Genomic DNA, 17035 nt, shown 5'->3' with positions numbered 1-17035 from the left:
AGTTATGACTCTTACGCATATTGCACTTCAAAACTTACGTCGAAGAACGGGTAAAACGGTATTTCTTCTCTTAACGTTCTTCTTGGTTGTCAGTACGATTACCGCATTAAATGTTCTCGCTTTAGGAATGAAAGATGAACTACAGAACAAATTAAGTCAGTATGGAGCAAATGTAGTCATCAGTCCCCAATCGGAGCATTTAAATTTAAGTTACGGCGGTCTCTCCGTCTCGGGGGTTGATTATGAGGTTAAGAAACTGAATTCCAATGTGCTTGATACCGTTTCGAAAACTTTGGGATCAACCGTTACAGTCGCTCCTAAGGTCATCGGTTCCATAGACGTTTCTTCGAAACGTTATATGATTATTGGACTTGATTTCAATCAAGAGCTTAGAATTAAACCGTGGTGGAAGATTGACGGGGAAATTCCTAAGGATAATCAAGTCGTAATTGGTTCTCAGTTAGCTTCAAAGTCAGGTCTCCAGCGCGGGGATAAAATGGATTTCGGTCTGGACAAATATCAAGTCGTAGGAGTCATGGTGGAAACCGGGGGATCAGAGGATAACGGAGTCTTTACGACTATAAAGACTGCTCGAGCGCTTACTGGAATAAACACAGAGTGGTCCCTGATAGAAATTAATTCTTCGGATTCAGGAAAAACCGTTTCTCAATTGACCCCAGTTCTACCGGAAGCCAATGTCACCGAAGTCACTCAACTTGTCCAAGGTTCTAAAGAAAGCGTGGAAAGATTTTCAAGCTTTTCCTGGTCTATTTCCTTGGCTATGGGTTTAATTGGGGCCTTAGTCATCATCGTTACCCTGGCGGGGAATGTCAATGATCGTGCTCGAGAACTCGGTGTACTTAGGGCGATAGGCTTTCGGCAAAAACACATCTTATCTCTTCTTAGTCGAGAAGCATTCATTGTCAGTACCGGCGGAAGTATCCTTGGGTATGGTGTAGGGATATTTGTTCCACTCCTCTTGGGGCCACTTTTAGTGCAAAATTCGATACCGTTCGCTCCGCATCTTGGATTAGGGACAGCTCTAATCCTAGGCTCTCTTGTGGTGGGGTTAGCAGCTATGATTTACCCGGCATGGCGTACGATTAAATTGGATTTACAGGATGCGCTACGTTTCATATGAGTAGGATGATTCGGAGAAAGTATTATTTAAAAACTAATGCAATATGAGTGGCGAAAATTATATTGAGGTGAAAAACGGAAGAGTAAGATTGCTTGAAATGAACAGGAAGATTTGTCCAAATGCCATTTGCTCAGACACAGGAGGATAGAGAACTCGTACAAAACTATCGTTTGCATACCTAATCAAATTATTGTAACGATAGATGGAGTTATAGATGGTGAAATAGGAACTTAATGTAAAAAAGGAAGAAGCACCCTGATGACGATTTAATTTTGCATCATTGGGTGCTTCTTCTTTTCTAGTAAAGTATACTTTGAGATTGCCTGAGGTTTGACAGTCTATAGCACAATAAATACCCCAAAACTTTGTAGCGAATGGAATTGAGTCATTGATAAAAAATGGTTGACAATACATATAGGAATAGTTATAATCATAAAAACGATAATACAAGTAGGAATACTAAGATATAGAAGCTGGAGGAAATAAATTTGAATAATTTAGTAACTCTGCAGACGGATAGAAAAAAGACAGATAGAAGAAACAACGAAGTGCTAAGGCAAATATGTACTATGATAAATTACATAAGTTTGCCGCTAATTATATTGTTAGCATGGTGGTATGTTACTAAGAATCAAATGTTTCCATCGGCAATATTGCCTTCAATTAACACAGTAGGGAAATCACTGGTAGAACAAGTGCAATCCGGGCAGCTGGTTGACGATGTCACAAAAAGCTTAATCAGAGTATTGAAAGGTTTTGCAATAGCCTCTGTACTGGGAGTAATTCTTGGAGTCGCGATGGGAATTTCAAAATCAGTAAGCAACTTTTTCTCTCTGACGTTCAGTGGAATACGGCAAATACCGATGATGGCCTGGATCCCGCTGATCATATTGTGGTTCGGCATAGGTGAAGAATCAAAAGTTATCATCATAGTAATAGGTGCTTTTTTCCCGGTACTGGTTAACACCATAAACGGCATAAAACAGATTCCACAAGGATATATCGAAGTTGGCAGAATGCTAAAGCTAAGCAAATGGGATATGTTCAGAAAAGTATATTTTCCATCAGCAATACCTTCAATCTTTGTCGGACTTAAACTGGCCTTGGGATTTTCCTGGATGATCGTTGTTGCGGCAGAACTGATCGCGGCAAGTTCAGGTGTGGGGTACAGAATTAACGATGCAAGAAGCTTGATGCAGCCTGAAGTAGTCATCGTTGGCATGCTGGTCATTGCAATAATAGGCATTTTAATGGATCAGATATTAGTAAGAGTTTCCAAACTAATAACGCCCTGGGATCAGAAAAGATAAGGAAAGGAGGAAAAGTCAGTGAGTACAAGTAATTTTGTTATAAAAGATTTAAATAAATCTTTTATTGTGAACAAAGAGAAAGTAAATATATTAAACGACATCAATTTGGAAATCAGGCAGGGCGAATTTATTTCTATAGTAGGTCACAGCGGATGCGGCAAAAGTACTTTGCTGAAAATAATAGCAGGTCTTCTACAAAGCGATACAGGCTATGTAAAACTTGATGACAAAATAATAAAAGAACCTGATATTGATAGAGGAATGGTATTTCAGGAGCACAGATTGTTCCCATGGCTGACAATAAAAGATAACGTAGCTTTAGGTTTAAGCAAGTTGTCTAAAGAAGAAAGAGACAGGGTAACTCTGGAACACCTAGAATTGGTACAATTGAAAGATTTCAAGGAGGCCTATCCACACCAGCTATCTGGAGGCATGTCTCAGCGTGCGGCAATTGCAAGAGGATTGGTTAACAGCCCTAAAATACTTTTGCTTGATGAACCGTTCGGGGCACTGGACGCTTTAACAAGAATCCAAATGCAGCAGGAAGTTCTGAGAATATGGGAAAAAGAAAAAACGACCATGATACTGGTGACACACGATATTGATGAGGCTATATATCTTGCAGACAGAGTGGTAGTAATGTCCTCAAGACCAGGCAGAATTGCAGATATTGTACCTGTTGAAATGTCTAGACCAAGAGACAGATCCACACTGGAATTTGCTCGTATCAAGAAAAAGATATTCAAACATTTCTTTAAAGAGGTTGATATGATACCAGAATATATGATTTAATGGAGGGTTTTTTATGAAAAAAAGGGTTTTAGGACTAGTATTATTAGGAATAGTCGCTCTTTCAGTTCTAGGATGCAGCAAGAGCAGCCCGGCAACGACATCACCAGCTACTTCCGCAGAAACAAAGGTTGTTAAGCTCGGATATCCAGGGGCTGCAAATTTCATGGGCGGTCTGGCTGGCCTGGCACAGGAAAAAAAATTTTTTGATGAAGAGTTAAATAAAGTCGGCTATAAAGTTGAATATACTCCTTTTGCAGCGGCAGGTCCTGCAGTTAATGAAGCTCTGGCAGGAAGCAAAATTGACGTTGCCATCTATGCAGATTTCCCTGGTATAGTTTTAAAATCCAAAGGGATAGCCATAGATTTACTTGGAATAACAGAAAACAAATTTTATTCTCAGATCCTAGTTAAAAATGATTCAACGATTACTTCTGTTAAAGACTTGAAGGGCAAGAAGATCGGATTTACAAAAGGAACCTACATGCACAAAAACTTAATTGAAATTTTGGCTAAAAATGGACTTTCAAATAAAGATGTGGAATTGATTAATGTTACTACAGATGCTGAATCAGCGCTGATTAGCGGAAATATAGACGCTCTGGTTCAGACAGAGCAAGGTTCATTATTGCTGACAACAACCAAAAAGGTGGCAAAAGCAATCGATACAACAAGAAACTATCCGGAAATTACCGCACAAATGGTTTTTGTAGGAGTGGACAGTTACGTAAAGGCTAATCCAGAAGTGCCTGTGGCTATAAATAAAGCACTGCTCAGAGCAAAAGACTATTTTAAGAATAATCCTGAAGACAGCTATAATGTTTTGAAAAAATCCGGATTGGATCTGGAATCTGTAAAAGCTCAATATGGTAAGGAAGCTCCAAATTTTGACCTATTCACAGTAGGAATCACTCAGGAGTCAATCAAAAAACTTGAAGAAGCACAGAAGTTCCTGCTTGATGAAAAATTAATAACTAATTCCTTTGATACAACAAAATGGGCAGACAATTCCTATTATGAAAAAGCCTTGAAATAATTTAATGTAAAAAATACAATAGCTGGAGGTACGTAAAGAGATGGGCTATTCCACAATTTATCCGACAGGAGTCACAATATATAATCCTGAAAAAGCCTGGAGCGGTTACACGATTTTTCCGATAGAAGGCGTAGGAGCAGTTCTTATAGATATGAGTGGAAAAGAGGTTCAGCATTGGAAAGGCTTAAGAGGTTTTCCAAACAAGATTTTGCCAGGTGGCCATGTAATCGGCAGCACCGGCGAAAGAAATAGTAAGTATGGAATGCAGGATATGCTTGACCTTATTCAGGTTGACTGGGACGGAAATATAGTATGGAAGTTTAATCAATTGGAATATATTGAGGATCAAGGCGAAACTCCTCAGTGGATGGCAAGACAGCACCACGATTTCCAGAGAGAAGGAAATCCGGTAGGATACTACGTACCAGGTCAGGATCCTTTGGTAGACAAGGGAAACACTTTGATCCTCTGCCATGCAAATGTTATAAATAAAAAAATCTCAGAAAAGCTTCTTTTAGATGATAAAATAATCGAAGTAACCTGGGATGGGAAAATAGTCTGGGAATGGAATGCCAACGAGCATTTCACCGAGCTTGGTTTTGATGAAGCAGCGAAAAACATACTATACCGCGATCCAAACATGAGACCCGCTGGCGGCGGAATGGGTGATTGGCTTCATATCAATTCAATGTCTACACTTGGACAAAATAAATGGTATGACTCTGGCGATGAACGCTTCCACCCTGACAACATCATATGGGATGCCAGAGAAGCCAATATTATGGCTATTATAGACAAGAAAACGGGTAAAATCGTTTGGAAATTAGGACCGAACTTCGATACTAGCGAAGAGCTTAAAAAGCTCGGATGGATTATAGGTCAGCACCACGTGCATCTTATTCCAAAAGGACTGCCAGGTGAAGGAAACATATTAATATTTGACAATGGCGGATGGGCAGGTTATGGCCTTCCAAATCCAAATTCCCCAACAGGAAGACAAAATGCCAGAAGAGATTACTCAAGAGTACTTGAGATAGATCCGATTACATTGGAAATAGTGTGGCAGTATACTCCAAACGAAGCCGGTTTCGTGTTCCCTGTAGACTCATCTCGTTTCTACAGCCCATTTGTGAGTAGCGCTCAAAGACTTCCAAATGGAAATACATTGATAACAGAAGGATCAGATGGACGTGTTTTTGAAGTTACACCCTATTACGAAATCGTGTGGGAGTATATCAATCCTTATAAAGGCTCTGAAAGCTTCAATCTTAACATGATTTACAGAGCCTACAGAGTACCATATGAATGGGTCCCTCAACTGGAAAAGCCTGTTGAAGTTCCAATAGAAAAGCTTGATAAAAGATTCTTCAGAGTACCAGGCGCTTCACATATGGGCGCTGTGAGAGAAATCGCAATACGTGGGGCTCAGGAATATACTGACAAAGCTGATGGAGCATTATGTGTTCTATCTGATATTGACGAATAATATTAAAAATGACCAGCTTTACAATTTGAAGCTGGTCATTTTAGCGCATATTTGTCGTTATACAGTCTTTCTGCCGCGCTATCGTAATTACCGGTACACTTATTTTTTTCCTACCCACTTTCCTTTTTCTGTAGGCAATATGGAGTTTTCGAAGCTTCCAGAACCCATAAAAAAGCAGACAGAAGAAACAAAAAAGATTAGGGTGGATAAAGATATTTTTTTAACCGATACCTTTCCAGCGGGTGAAACGTCCGGAATCATCGAAACCATTGAAGCATTAAAATGCTTGGAGGTGTTAATGGCGTGACTCTCCCGCAAGAGCTACAGGCAGCCCGTCTACGCCTAGCGAAAGAACGTCCTTACTTGGCTTCTGCTGCATGGGCTCTCCAACCAGTGCCAAAGCCTGGTATGGGAACGATGGCGGTCGATATGTATTGGAGACTCTACTACGATCCAACCGTTTTAGCTAAGTGGTCAGTGGAAGCTATCGCAGTGGTTCTTTATAATGAAATTTGTCATCTTCTTCGCAATCACGCTGAAAGAATGAAGGACTTTAATCCTCGCTTTAGCAATATTGCTGCCGACGCGGAAATTAATGATGACCTTATCCGTGAAGGGGTTAAATTTCCGATTGAACCGATAACTCCTGAAGCGATCGGACAACCGGAAAACCTCTTGGCAGAGGAATACTATGTTGCCCTGGAGAGCCAGGAACAGAAGTCTTCGGACGGTCAAACTCGGAATAATACACCGTCTGATTCACCAGCAGATAAGGAAACGGACAAGACACCACAAGCCACTGATCAGAAAAACTCTTCCAACCCCCAAGAAGGAGAAAGCAACGATCCTGATTCACTTGAGGAAAAAGATAAAGAGCAAAAGGGTTCTGCTAATCAAAAGCAGGATGAAGTCGAGCCTTCACAGCCTGGTTCTGGCCGATGCGGCTCTTGTGCAACCGGTCAAAAGGCGCCCTGGGAGGATGCACCACCAAAGAAAGGGTCTTCATCCGGTCTCAGTCAAACGGAAGGGGAGTTAATCCGCCGGGAGGTTGCCAATCAAATAAGAGAACAGGCCAGAGGTCAAGGCCGTGTTCCTGGTCATTTGGCTCGATGGGCAGAAGAAAAGCTTCATCCGAAAGTGGACTGGCGCAAACAGCTTGCTGCAGCTATCCGATATGCTGCTGCTGATACAACTGGGGCAACGGATTATACCTACCGTCGTCCCTCGCGTCGCCAGGGACAGGTTGGAAAGGGAGATGTTATTTTTCCGTCCATGCGGTGTCCTGTACCTTCAGTGGCCGTTGTGGCGGACACCAGTGCCAGTATATCAGAGAAAATGCTTTCTCAGGCCCTTGCCGAAATATCCGGAATACTTAAGTCTTTGGGACAAAAGGAAGGGATCCGGGTTTTAGCTGTGGATCAGACCGTTCAATTCTGCCGTCAGGTGTTTCGCCCGGAACAAATCCAACTTACTGGTGGTGGGGGAACAGACATGGGGGTTGGTTTAGAAGCCGCAGCAAGATTAAAGCCTTTGCCTCAATTTGGAATTGTTATTACTGACGGACATACATCATGGCCTGAACGTCCGCCACGCGGAATGAAAGTCATTGTCGTTTTGTCGGGAGACGGGACTGCGCCGGATTGGGCTAACGTAATTCAAATTAGTGCATAGATTGGGTCGCTATTTGGCGATTGGGCTTAGAGGATCAAGCGAAGTGGACTGATGTTATGAAAAACTATAGTCCGGGTCATAAATAGAAGTAAGATTGATTATAACTAAAGGCACGCGAGCAAAGACTGGCGTGCCTTATTTTGGTTAATCATTAAGTATCAACCCGCGATGCGTATTTCATTGATAGTTAAAATTATTATTATTACTTAAAGGACTGATTCCTTTCGAATATTGTGAAAAAAGGTTTTTTATTGATTGCTTTTCCTATATAATAGATGTATTGGTATGATCTGGGATTCAAGCATAATAAAGAAAATAGGAGATATGGCCAAAATTATAATGGTGTGGTAAAGGAGGATTCGAGTGGGTACAAAGAAAACGGACCCGCAAAGCTTAGTACTAAACAATGGTCTATTTTCCATTGAGAATTACCGCATTATGGATCGGGAACGCTGGGAAGGGATAGTGGAATGTAAGAAGAAGTTCCTAGTTGATAAAAACTATGATCCGCGTGAATGTCCCTATATGGATCCGGAGATTGCTGCTTCTTGGATTAGGAGCCGCAAAATGGGTGCTGATCCTTATCAATCCTTACTGGGCCGTAGTTTAAAAAAAGAAACTTTTGTAAATGTACAGGATGAGAATCGTACTTTGATAAAAATCACCACACCATTAATAAATACTTTCAAGAACCTGGCTATCTCTAATTCCTACGGGCTATATCTAGCTGATAATAGAGGCATATTTTTATTACACGAAGGCGAAGTGTTAACCCTGCCGGTTGACGCTTCTTTAATTGGAATGATATGGGACGAGTCACTCATTGGCACAACAGCCCATTCAATGAGCTTATATTATAAGCGTCCGTTTACATTATTTGGTGTTGAGAACTTCTGCATAGGCTTGGAAAACATCGTAGCCTCAGCGGCTTGTATAAACGATGAGAATGGAGACGTTATTGCAACCATTGTTTTAGCCCAGGTATTGGACAATGAACCATGGAAGGAACTCTATCAGAAATATTGTGCGAATACGCTTGCTCTTATTACAGCAATCAGTACGGCTGTGGAATCGCAGCTTAGATTGCAAAAGAGCTTTGCAAGTCTAAAGGTGGCTAATAAGACCCTGGAAGCTACATTGACTTTAATTGATGAAGGTATCATTACTATCGATCAGAATGGCACAATTGTTTATAGCAATGAAGAAGGTAGAAAAATATTTAGACTGTCAGAAGACGAAGTCTGTCATAGTAATATTCAAAATTTTCTGGAAAGAGACTCTATGCTTATGGCAATGGCAGCAAAAGGCGAGTCGGGTAACATTGAGGAAACAATACACATTGATCAAATTGATAAGAACTATCTAATAAATGTTCAATCGGTTATGGACGACAATACACAGGAGTTTGACGGGGCGCTGCTGAGAATTAATTCGGTAGGCAAGATAAATGCGATGACTGCCAACCGCGCCGGGGCAGTGGCTCGATTTACTTTTGAAAATATTATTGGTGAAAGTGATGCCATTAAAAAGGCTATAAAAAAAGGCCAGTATTATTCAAAAGCTTCGGAAAATATTCTTTTAAATGGTGAAAGTGGGACAGGCAAGGAACTTTTTGCTCAGTCTATTCATAATGAGTATTGCTCCGATGGACCATTTATAGCAGTAAATTGTGCAGCATTACCCAGAGAACTCATTGAAAGTGAATTGTTCGGATATGAGGGTGGAAGTTTCACAGGCGCGGATCGCAGCGGAAGGCCGGGTAAGATAGAACTGGCGGAAGGTGGCACATTATTTCTGGATGAAATTGGTGACATGCCCTTTGAGCTTCAGGCAGTTCTTCTTAGGGTTTTAGAAGACAAGCAAGTGATGCGCATTGGAGCACGGCGTTCAAAAAAAGTAGATTTCAAGGTTATTGCCGCCACTAATCAGAATCTTAGTAGTATGGTTAAGGAAAAGCGTTTCCGAGAAGACTTGTATTATCGTCTATCTGTTTTAACGATTGCCATCCCTCCACTACGTGATAGAAATAGAGATAAAGAACTATTGGCTAACTATTTTATAAAGAAATATTCTAGGAAAATGGGCAAAAAGATTCCAAAGATCAGTCCGAGTGTATTAGATATAATTAACACTTACGCTTGGCCTGGAAATGTAAGGGAAATGGAAAATACCATAGTTCATGCGGTAATTAATTCTGAGGAAATAATTTATGTTCACGACCTCCCGGAAAAGTTTATTTCTATGGATAATTTTCAAACATCAGTTGAAGCAGTTAACAATGAATACATCGAAGAAATGGACAAAATTCAATCTTTAACTGACATCGAAAAAAGTGCTATAACAAAAGCCCTTAAAACAGCGAAAGGAAATGTAATTCTCGCTGCTTGTATGCTAGGTATAAGCAAGTCGACGATATATAGAAAATTAAAGGAATATGATATTTTTTACTAGGATAAATTGATTAATATCCGAATTCTCTATTGGTGAAATAGGAGAATTATACTAGAAGTAGTTTGATTAAGAAGAGTTGAAAGAAGATCAGGAGATTACCAATAAAGTTTCTTTTTGGCACTCACCAAGCAACGTCTTCCGACACAACGAATATATAAAACACTAAAAAGCCCGAAACATCCGGGCTTTTTAATGTTTTTACTTAATTATTACTTCCTGGTATATGTTTTGCAATTATCAAATAGTAGCATGAATTTAGTTATTCGTGCAGACAAAAAAACCAAATAATCAGGAGGTAAGTATTATGTGTTTTAGACCATCAGGCGTAGCTAAAAATGTTAAGTGTTCTAAATGTGGTATGTTTAATCCGTCCACATTACCGAAGTGCAGAAAATGTGGGACGGAAATACCAAAAGAATCAGCCGAAAAAGAAAAAACCGAGAACAAGTAGTTTTTTGAAAGAACTGGTCTTAATAAAAGAGGCCAGTTCTTTCTATAGGTAATGCTAGATCAGTACGATATTAACACTGGAAAATACGAATGAAAATAATTGTATAAATTCCCAGGGAATTCCCGAGATATTCCTAAAAAAACAAAATATACCTACCGGGTCAATTTCAGTCCAATTCATTACCTACCTAGAAATAGCTTAGAATAGCCTTGAAAATTTTATTTGTTAGGGAAACGATTATTGGCGTGCTTATTGCAATTAACTTATTTTGAACATCAAACCAACGAAATGACATGTGAAGGGGGGAATGACAACCAGGGAAATGTGCGCATGAGCCCATCTTAAGGCTATTGGTTCATTATCTGACCGAAATAGCGATGGGTTGGGGTTTTCGGTTTTTGCTTTTTGTGTTGAAGATTAAAGCTATAAGGAGGTAGAGCGGTTATGAGCAAGGACGACGGTTTCAAATCGGAAAAAGACACTACAAACAAATTTGTGAATTACAGTCTAAGTGACTATGCGACCAAAAATGTAAAGTGCCCTTCATGTGGGATGTTTAATCCACCGACCCTTGAAAAGTGCCGCAGATGCAAAGCAGACGTTCCTAAAAATAATAAGTAAGAATAGCCGATTTCATTGATAAAGGAGATCCTCAGCCTAATATGCGCATGAGACCCTGGTTTAGGTTATTGCTGCATTATCCAATCGTATATAGTTGCGATAAAGTTATGGATTTTGGTTATTAGTTTAGTAATAAGTGTTAAAAAATTATAAGGGGGTATATGCACTCATGGGTAGTGATAGTAAAAAAGTACAGTGGCAGGAAGGCGATCTGACAGTAACCCGTACATGTGCCTGGACAGCTCCGGGTTGTCATGATGGCTGCGCAGTCCTTTATTACACCAAAGGAAATGAACTCGTTAAGGTAGAAGGAGACCCAGAAAGCCAATATAATTTTGGCAGACTGTGCATGCGGTGTTTGAGCATGCCGGAACTGGTCAACGATCCCAAACGTGTTAAATGGCCAATGAAGCGGATTGGTGAACGCGGAGAGAACAAATGGGAGCGGATTACCTGGGATAAAGCCTATGATATTATCGAAGAAAAAGTTCGTGACATTTGGAGGGATTATGGACCTGAGTCTATCGTAACTGCCATAGGAACCGGACGTAATACTTGGTCAATCGTACCGAAATTGACTTATTCCGCTTTTAAAAGCCCTAACTTTTCCATGGGATTTCTGGCTGGTGACTCCTGCTACCTGCCCCGTGCCGCTGCTATGGGAACCATGATTGGGGATTTCTTTATTATTGATGCGTCTCAGATGGACGAACGCCGTTATGCTAATCCCGAATGGAAACTCCCGGAAGTTGTAATAATCTGGGGTAATAACCCGATTATCAGTAATGGTGACGGATTCCTGGGCCACTGGATTGTTGACATGATGAAGATGGGGACAAAAATCATCGTGGTAGACCCCTACCTGACATGGTTTGCTTCCAGAGCTGATTATTGGCTGCAGTTGCGCCCTGGTACTGATGCTGCCGTTGGTCTGGCTATGCTCAATGTTATTATCGAAGAAGAACTCTATGATAAAGAATTTGTTGAAAAATGGACTTATGGATTTGAGGAACTAGCTGAACGGGTTAAACAATATCCCCTGGACAAAGCAGAAGAAATCAGCTGGGTTCCCGCGGAAAAAATAGCGGGGGCAGCACGGCTGTTTGCTAAAGCTAAACCAGCATCGATTCAATGGGGGTTGGCAATAGATACTCAGAGAGCAGGCGTTTCGGTTGCTAACTCCATTTGCGCCCTAGTAGCTATTACCGGCAATCTCGATGTTTCGGGCGGAAACCATATTATTCGGTCGGCATTCGGTGTAGACCGTCTTGCTCACGTAGCGTCTGACTGGGGCCTTGCAGAATTGTCAGAAGAAATGCGGGCGAAGCGCATTGGTGTTGCTGAATATCCATTACTTAAATTTGGACTGGCTGTAACGTCCCGTGGCGACTCGGTCTTAGAGGCGATTGAAACTGGCAAGCCGTATCCTGTTAAGATGTACTGGATGGAATCTACCAACACCTTTGTAAACACCTCAGCAGAATCACACCGTGTCTTCAAAGCCATGAAGAAAGTGCCCTTTGTTGTATGTGTTGATCCTGTTTTAACTCCTTCTGCGGTAGCCTTTGCTGACCTGGTTCTGCCAGCTGCAATGAGCGTAGAGCGTGACAGCTTAAGAAACTGGTGGACACCGTTAAGATCAATTTCCAAGGTTACTCAATATGAAGACTGTAAGACCGATGAAGAGATCGTTTTAGATCTCGGCAAACGCCTAAATCCAGAAGCGTTCCCATGGGATACAGTTGAAGATATGATTGACTGGGCCTTAAGACCAGCCGGTGTTACCTTCAAAGAATTGGAAGAAAAAGTTGTTATTTGGCCGGAAGTTAATTATAAAAAATATGAAAAAGGGATACTCCGCCCTGACGGAGAGCCTGGATTTAACACTGATACCGGATTGGTTAATCTTTACCAGGATATCTTTGTTGAATGGGGCCTAGATCCGCTTCCATACCATATGGAACCGGTTTACAGTCCGGTTTCTACTCCACAAATGATGAAGGAATATCCGTTAGTTCTAACTGCTGGATCACGGTCGTGGGAATTCTTCCATTCCGAACATCGTCAGAGTGCAACCATGCGGGAATTCCATCCGGATCCCAGAGTAACCATGCACCCCGATACTGCTGCAAAATATGGCATTAAAGAGGGAGACTGGGTATGGATTGAAAATAACGGCGGGAAATGCAAACAGGTAGCTGTACTTGATCCGGGTTGGGACCCCAGAGTTATTCATGGTGAACATGGCTGGTGGTTCCCGGAAAGAGAAGCAGCAGAACCTACCCTCTATGGTGCATTCGAATCCAACATCAACAACCTTACAACCCAATGTACAACTGGCCCCACCGGATATGGTGCTCCGATAAAGAACACTATTTGTAAGATTTACAAAGCGTAAAAAAAGGAGGTAAAGAAATATGTCACGTAATGGTTTATTAATTGACTATGAATATTGCACGGGTTGTCATAGCTGTGAAGTCGCCTGCAAAAAAGAGTTAAATCTTCCTAAAGGCAAATTTGGCATTAAATTAGCTAAAAATGGCCCTTTTAAACTAAAGGATACTGAAGACAAATGGGAATTAACCTATGTTCCCATCCCTACGCAACTTTGTGATTTGTGCGGTGATAGAGTAGCTTCTGGTAAAAAACCAAGTTGCGTACACCATTGCCAGGCATCCGTTATTGAATTTGGACCAGTAGAAGAACTGGCAAAAAAGATGACCGACCCAAGAAAAGTGCTGTTTGTTCCCTAATCAAATTTATTAAACCAGAAGTTTTTTACCCTAATACGCGGTATATTCATTATACCCCCCCTCTTTATGAGGGGGGGCGTAAATAATAGTTGCGCTTTCGCCTTCGATGAGGGGGGGGGGACAAATGTCCGAATATATAGATCAACTGTGGGATCAGCTGCCCGCGAATGAAAGACAGGTTGTTAATATCTTAAATAAGATACAGGCAGAGAATGGTTTTATCCCTAGAGATTTATTGCTTGAGCTGGCAGAACGCACCGGAATTCCAGAATCTCAGATTCATGGTCTGGTGAGTTTTTTTGACTCCTACCGCACCAGACCAGCTGGTAAACATCGGATTCGTATCTGTTATGGAACTGCTTGCTATGCCCGAGGGGCGTCCCTCATCAATAACCGTTTTGTCGAAGTGCTAAATTTAGATGGCAGCGACACTTCACCGGACGGCCTTGTCACTTTAGAACAGGTCTATTGTGTAGGAGCATGCAGTCAGGCGCCGGTAATTATCCAGGACGAGGAAATTAAGAACAGAATAAAGTCTTACCAGGTGCCATTGTTGCTTGATGATTTGAGGAAAAAGTTATGAGCCAATTTCATGTCCCCGCCCGTCGGAAGTACCAGGTAGCTGCATCAGTTCTGGAAGAAATCAAAGAAAAAAAGAAACCGTTTGAGAATCCTTTTAAACCAATAGATTTCGATGTCCGAATTCCCTTGCATAGTCTGACAGAGGAAGGACGACTGTCTCTATTCCCGAAGATATCAAGAATCAGCATTGGTATGGCTACCTGCGGCCGCGTTGCGGGGGCGCAGTCTATCACCCAAACTCTGGTTGGGCGGGATTGGGAAAATAAGGCTCGTGTTGTAAGTGTGGGTTGTCTGGGTGCCTGTTATGCTGAACCCCTGGTAGATATTAGAACTCCTGAGGGCAGGCATCACTTTTATGGACGAGTGGATAGACAATCAGTGTGGAGTATCATCACAACAGCACAGGGAAACCCTCCCCCGGCGCACCACCTTTGGGCAATAGCTCAAGAACGTCAAATCGGAGTTTTGCACGGCATTCATGATCTCGAGTTAATCAAGTTAGTGAATTCCAGTTTTAAAGAATTTTTTTATCCTCAGGTACGTCGTATTAGTGGCCGCTGTGGTCTGATAGATCCGCAAAATATAACTGAGTATGCAGCTATGGGCGGTTATCACGCGCTGGAAAGGGCCCTTTTCAAACTCAAGCCGAGCAGCATAATTGATATGGTTGAGGCATCAGGACTTCGTGGTCGAGGCGGGGCCGGTTTTTCTACAGGTGAAAAATGGAATATCACATCCCGTAGTCCTGACCCCATGCGCATTGTGGTGGCAAATGCTGATGAGGGTGATCCGGGCGCTTATATGGACCGGGCATTGCTGGAAAGCGATCCCCATAGTGTGTTGGAGGGTTTGATTATTGCTGCCTATGCCATAGGAGCCTCCCAAGGTTATATCTTCGTACGCCATGAATATCCACTGGCCGTTCAGACTTTACGCAATGCTATTTCCAGTGCCCGCAAAGTAGGATTGTTGGGTAGAAATATCATGGGCTCGAGCTTTAGCCTGGAAATTGGTGTTGTGGAAAGCGCCGGTGCCTTCGTTTGTGGTGAAGAAATAGCTATGCTGCAAGTAATGGAGAACAAGCGAGGAGAGCCAAGGCGTCGCCCCCCTTATCCAGCTGTCCAAGGCCTAAAAAACCATCCCACCCTTATCAATAATGTCGAGACCTTGGCGAATATTCCCTGGATTGTGCTAAACGGTGTTGATGCCTTCCGGGAGTTGGGCACCTCGAAAAGTCCGGGTACCAAAATCTTTTGCCTGGCTGGTGCTGTCGAACGCATGGGGTTCATTGAGGTACCACTAGGCATGAATACCCATGTTCTTGTGGAAGAAATCGGAGGCGCTTCAAAGCAATCGGTCAAAGCTTTACATATTGGCGGTCCCTCTGGAGGGATTGTCCCTTATAGTGATTTTAGTCTTGATTACGAAAGCGTGGCTGCTACTGGTGCAATCATGGGCTCGGGGGGCTTAGTGGCCCTGGGGACTAATAGCTGCATGGTCGACATGGCTCGGCATATGATACATTTTATGGCTCATGAATCCTGTGGAAAGTGTGTATTCTGTCGGGATGGATTACCAGAGCTGGAGTCTCTTCTGATGGAGCTATGTATCGGCAAGGCTCAGGAGGGAATTTTAGAAGAGATCGAGGAGCTTAGCAGAGCTATAGCGGACTCAGCTTTGTGCGGTCTGGGCCAGACAGCTGTTAATCCAGTTTTGACTACCTTAAAGGACTTTTATATTGAATACCAGGCGCATCTAAGGGGTTGTTGCCCGGCAGTTCATTGCAAACCCCTTATCGATTTTGAGATTAATTTAACCTCTTGTAGAGATTGCAAGGCTTGTTATCTGGTTTGCCCCAGCGGTGCAGTAAAAATAAGATCGGGCCAGGAACGGTATGTAGTAGATCGACAGCTCTGCACCAAGTGCTGGGCATGCTATGAGACCTGCCCCTTTGATTGCATAAAGATCACTTCGGAGGAATTCATGTGGAAGAATTCGTAGAAATAGTCGTAGATGAGCAAAATGTGCATGTGCGACGTAATATCCCCTTGCTACATGCTTTAAAAGAAAGAAACATAATTTTGCCTTCTATGTGTTATAACTTAAGACTGGAATCTTATGGGAGCTGCGGTCTTTGTATATTGGAAGTACACGAGGGCGATGCCTGGAAGGTGCAACATGCTTGTCTGATGCTAGCTGAAGAAGGATTACGGATCCGGACCAGGAGTACGCGTATATCAAAGTTGCAGGCTCGGGCAGCTCAGCTTTTACTGAAAAGAGGACCTTTTTTAAAGCAAGAAGCTGGAGAATTATTGTTTTCATTGATTAGTCAATCAGAGGAAAGCAATAATTCGGGTTCTCAAAAGGAAATCAATGTGGGGTGTATTCTGTGCGGGCTTTGCGTTAGAATATGCAGGAAAATTGGCAAGAACCAGTTGGTGTTTTTGGGTAAAGGGAAAAACCTTCGGGTCGGACTGGTTGAAGGTAGCCAAACTGATAGCTGCAACCGCTGCAAGGCTTGCTGCCATATTTGCCCGACAGGATTTATTAGCCATGATGCCCGGCAAGTGTTTACATCCCACTTATATAGATAAAGCCAAGCAATAAAAAATCTAATAATAAAGTAAGTTTTACGATTCGCTCCAGTACAAATAGTAATAAAGGTTTTTTTCCCCTTATATCTATTATATAATTCATGTAAAGCCTGAAGACTGCATTTGGGTTAGCCCTATGGTATATCCCAT

General features: G+C 42.1%; 14 protein-coding genes. All 14 read left to right on the top strand.

Annotated features, from left to right (window positions below; all coding sequences use genetic code 11):
- Positions 1-4 precede the first annotated feature (4 nt).
- The 14 genes from ACZ42W_RS17570 (at position 5) to ACZ42W_RS17505 (ending at position 16885) form a co-directional block, all read left to right on the top strand.
- Positions 5-1141 carry an ABC transporter permease gene (locus ACZ42W_RS17570; RefSeq protein WP_464166560.1) on the top strand — a complete coding sequence of 379 codons (1137 nt, stop codon included), beginning with the start codon at positions 5-7 and terminating at the stop codon, positions 1139-1141.
- Positions 1142-1629: 488 nt separating this feature from the next.
- On the top strand, positions 1630-2451 hold the full coding sequence (locus tag ACZ42W_RS17565; protein WP_464166559.1) for an ABC transporter permease: 822 nt from the start codon (positions 1630-1632) through the stop codon (positions 2449-2451).
- 18 nt (positions 2452-2469) lie between these two features.
- Positions 2470-3243, top strand: a complete 774-nt coding sequence (locus ACZ42W_RS17560) for an ABC transporter ATP-binding protein (protein ID WP_464166558.1) — start codon at positions 2470-2472, stop codon at positions 3241-3243.
- Between the two features lie 13 nt (positions 3244-3256).
- Positions 3257-4276: an ABC transporter substrate-binding protein gene (locus tag ACZ42W_RS17555; RefSeq protein WP_464166557.1), complete on the top strand. Its 1020-nt coding sequence runs from the start codon at positions 3257-3259 to the stop codon at positions 4274-4276.
- Positions 4277-4316: 40 nt separating this feature from the next.
- Positions 4317-5762: an aryl-sulfate sulfotransferase gene (locus ACZ42W_RS17550; protein WP_464166556.1), complete on the top strand. Its 1446-nt coding sequence runs from the start codon at positions 4317-4319 to the stop codon at positions 5760-5762.
- Positions 5763-6044: 282 nt separating this feature from the next.
- The gene (locus ACZ42W_RS17545) at positions 6045-7433 is read left to right on the top strand and encodes a vWA domain-containing protein (RefSeq protein WP_464166555.1); all 1389 of its coding nucleotides are present in this window, start codon (positions 6045-6047) and stop codon (positions 7431-7433) included.
- Between the two features lie 363 nt (positions 7434-7796).
- Positions 7797-9884, top strand: a complete 2088-nt coding sequence (locus ACZ42W_RS17540) for a sigma-54 interaction domain-containing protein (RefSeq protein ID WP_464166554.1) — start codon at positions 7797-7799, stop codon at positions 9882-9884.
- 304 nt (positions 9885-10188) lie between these two features.
- Positions 10189-10335 (top strand): hypothetical protein, encoded by a 147-nt coding sequence (locus ACZ42W_RS17535; RefSeq protein ID WP_464166553.1) that lies wholly within the window; start codon positions 10189-10191, stop codon positions 10333-10335.
- A 444-nt stretch (positions 10336-10779) separates the two neighbouring features.
- Positions 10780-10956, top strand: coding sequence for a hypothetical protein (locus tag ACZ42W_RS17530; protein ID WP_464166552.1), 177 nt, complete (start codon positions 10780-10782; stop codon positions 10954-10956).
- Positions 10957-11125: 169 nt separating this feature from the next.
- A complete protein-coding gene (locus ACZ42W_RS17525; protein ID WP_464166551.1) occupies positions 11126-13354 on the top strand; it encodes a molybdopterin-dependent oxidoreductase in 2229 nt (742 codons plus the stop codon).
- A 19-nt stretch (positions 13355-13373) separates the two neighbouring features.
- Complete coding sequence (locus ACZ42W_RS17520; RefSeq protein ID WP_464166550.1) at positions 13374-13709, top strand: oxidoreductase; 336 nt, start codon at positions 13374-13376, stop codon at positions 13707-13709.
- A 124-nt stretch (positions 13710-13833) separates the two neighbouring features.
- A complete protein-coding gene (locus ACZ42W_RS17515; protein WP_464166549.1) occupies positions 13834-14292 on the top strand; it encodes an NADH-quinone oxidoreductase subunit NuoE family protein in 459 nt (152 codons plus the stop codon).
- Complete coding sequence (locus ACZ42W_RS17510; RefSeq protein ID WP_464166548.1) at positions 14289-16292, top strand: NADH-ubiquinone oxidoreductase-F iron-sulfur binding region domain-containing protein; 2004 nt, start codon at positions 14289-14291, stop codon at positions 16290-16292. The genes ACZ42W_RS17515 and ACZ42W_RS17510 overlap by 4 nt, the downstream gene beginning before the upstream one ends.
- Positions 16277-16885, top strand: coding sequence for a 2Fe-2S iron-sulfur cluster-binding protein (locus ACZ42W_RS17505; RefSeq protein ID WP_464166547.1), 609 nt, complete (start codon positions 16277-16279; stop codon positions 16883-16885). The genes ACZ42W_RS17510 and ACZ42W_RS17505 overlap by 16 nt, the downstream gene beginning before the upstream one ends.
- Positions 16886-17035 lie beyond the last annotated feature (150 nt).

This window comes from Desulfitobacterium elongatum, assembly GCF_055378975.1.
The sequence above is the reverse complement of the archived record's forward strand: the minus strand, read 5'-3'. Positions and strand labels throughout refer to the sequence as shown.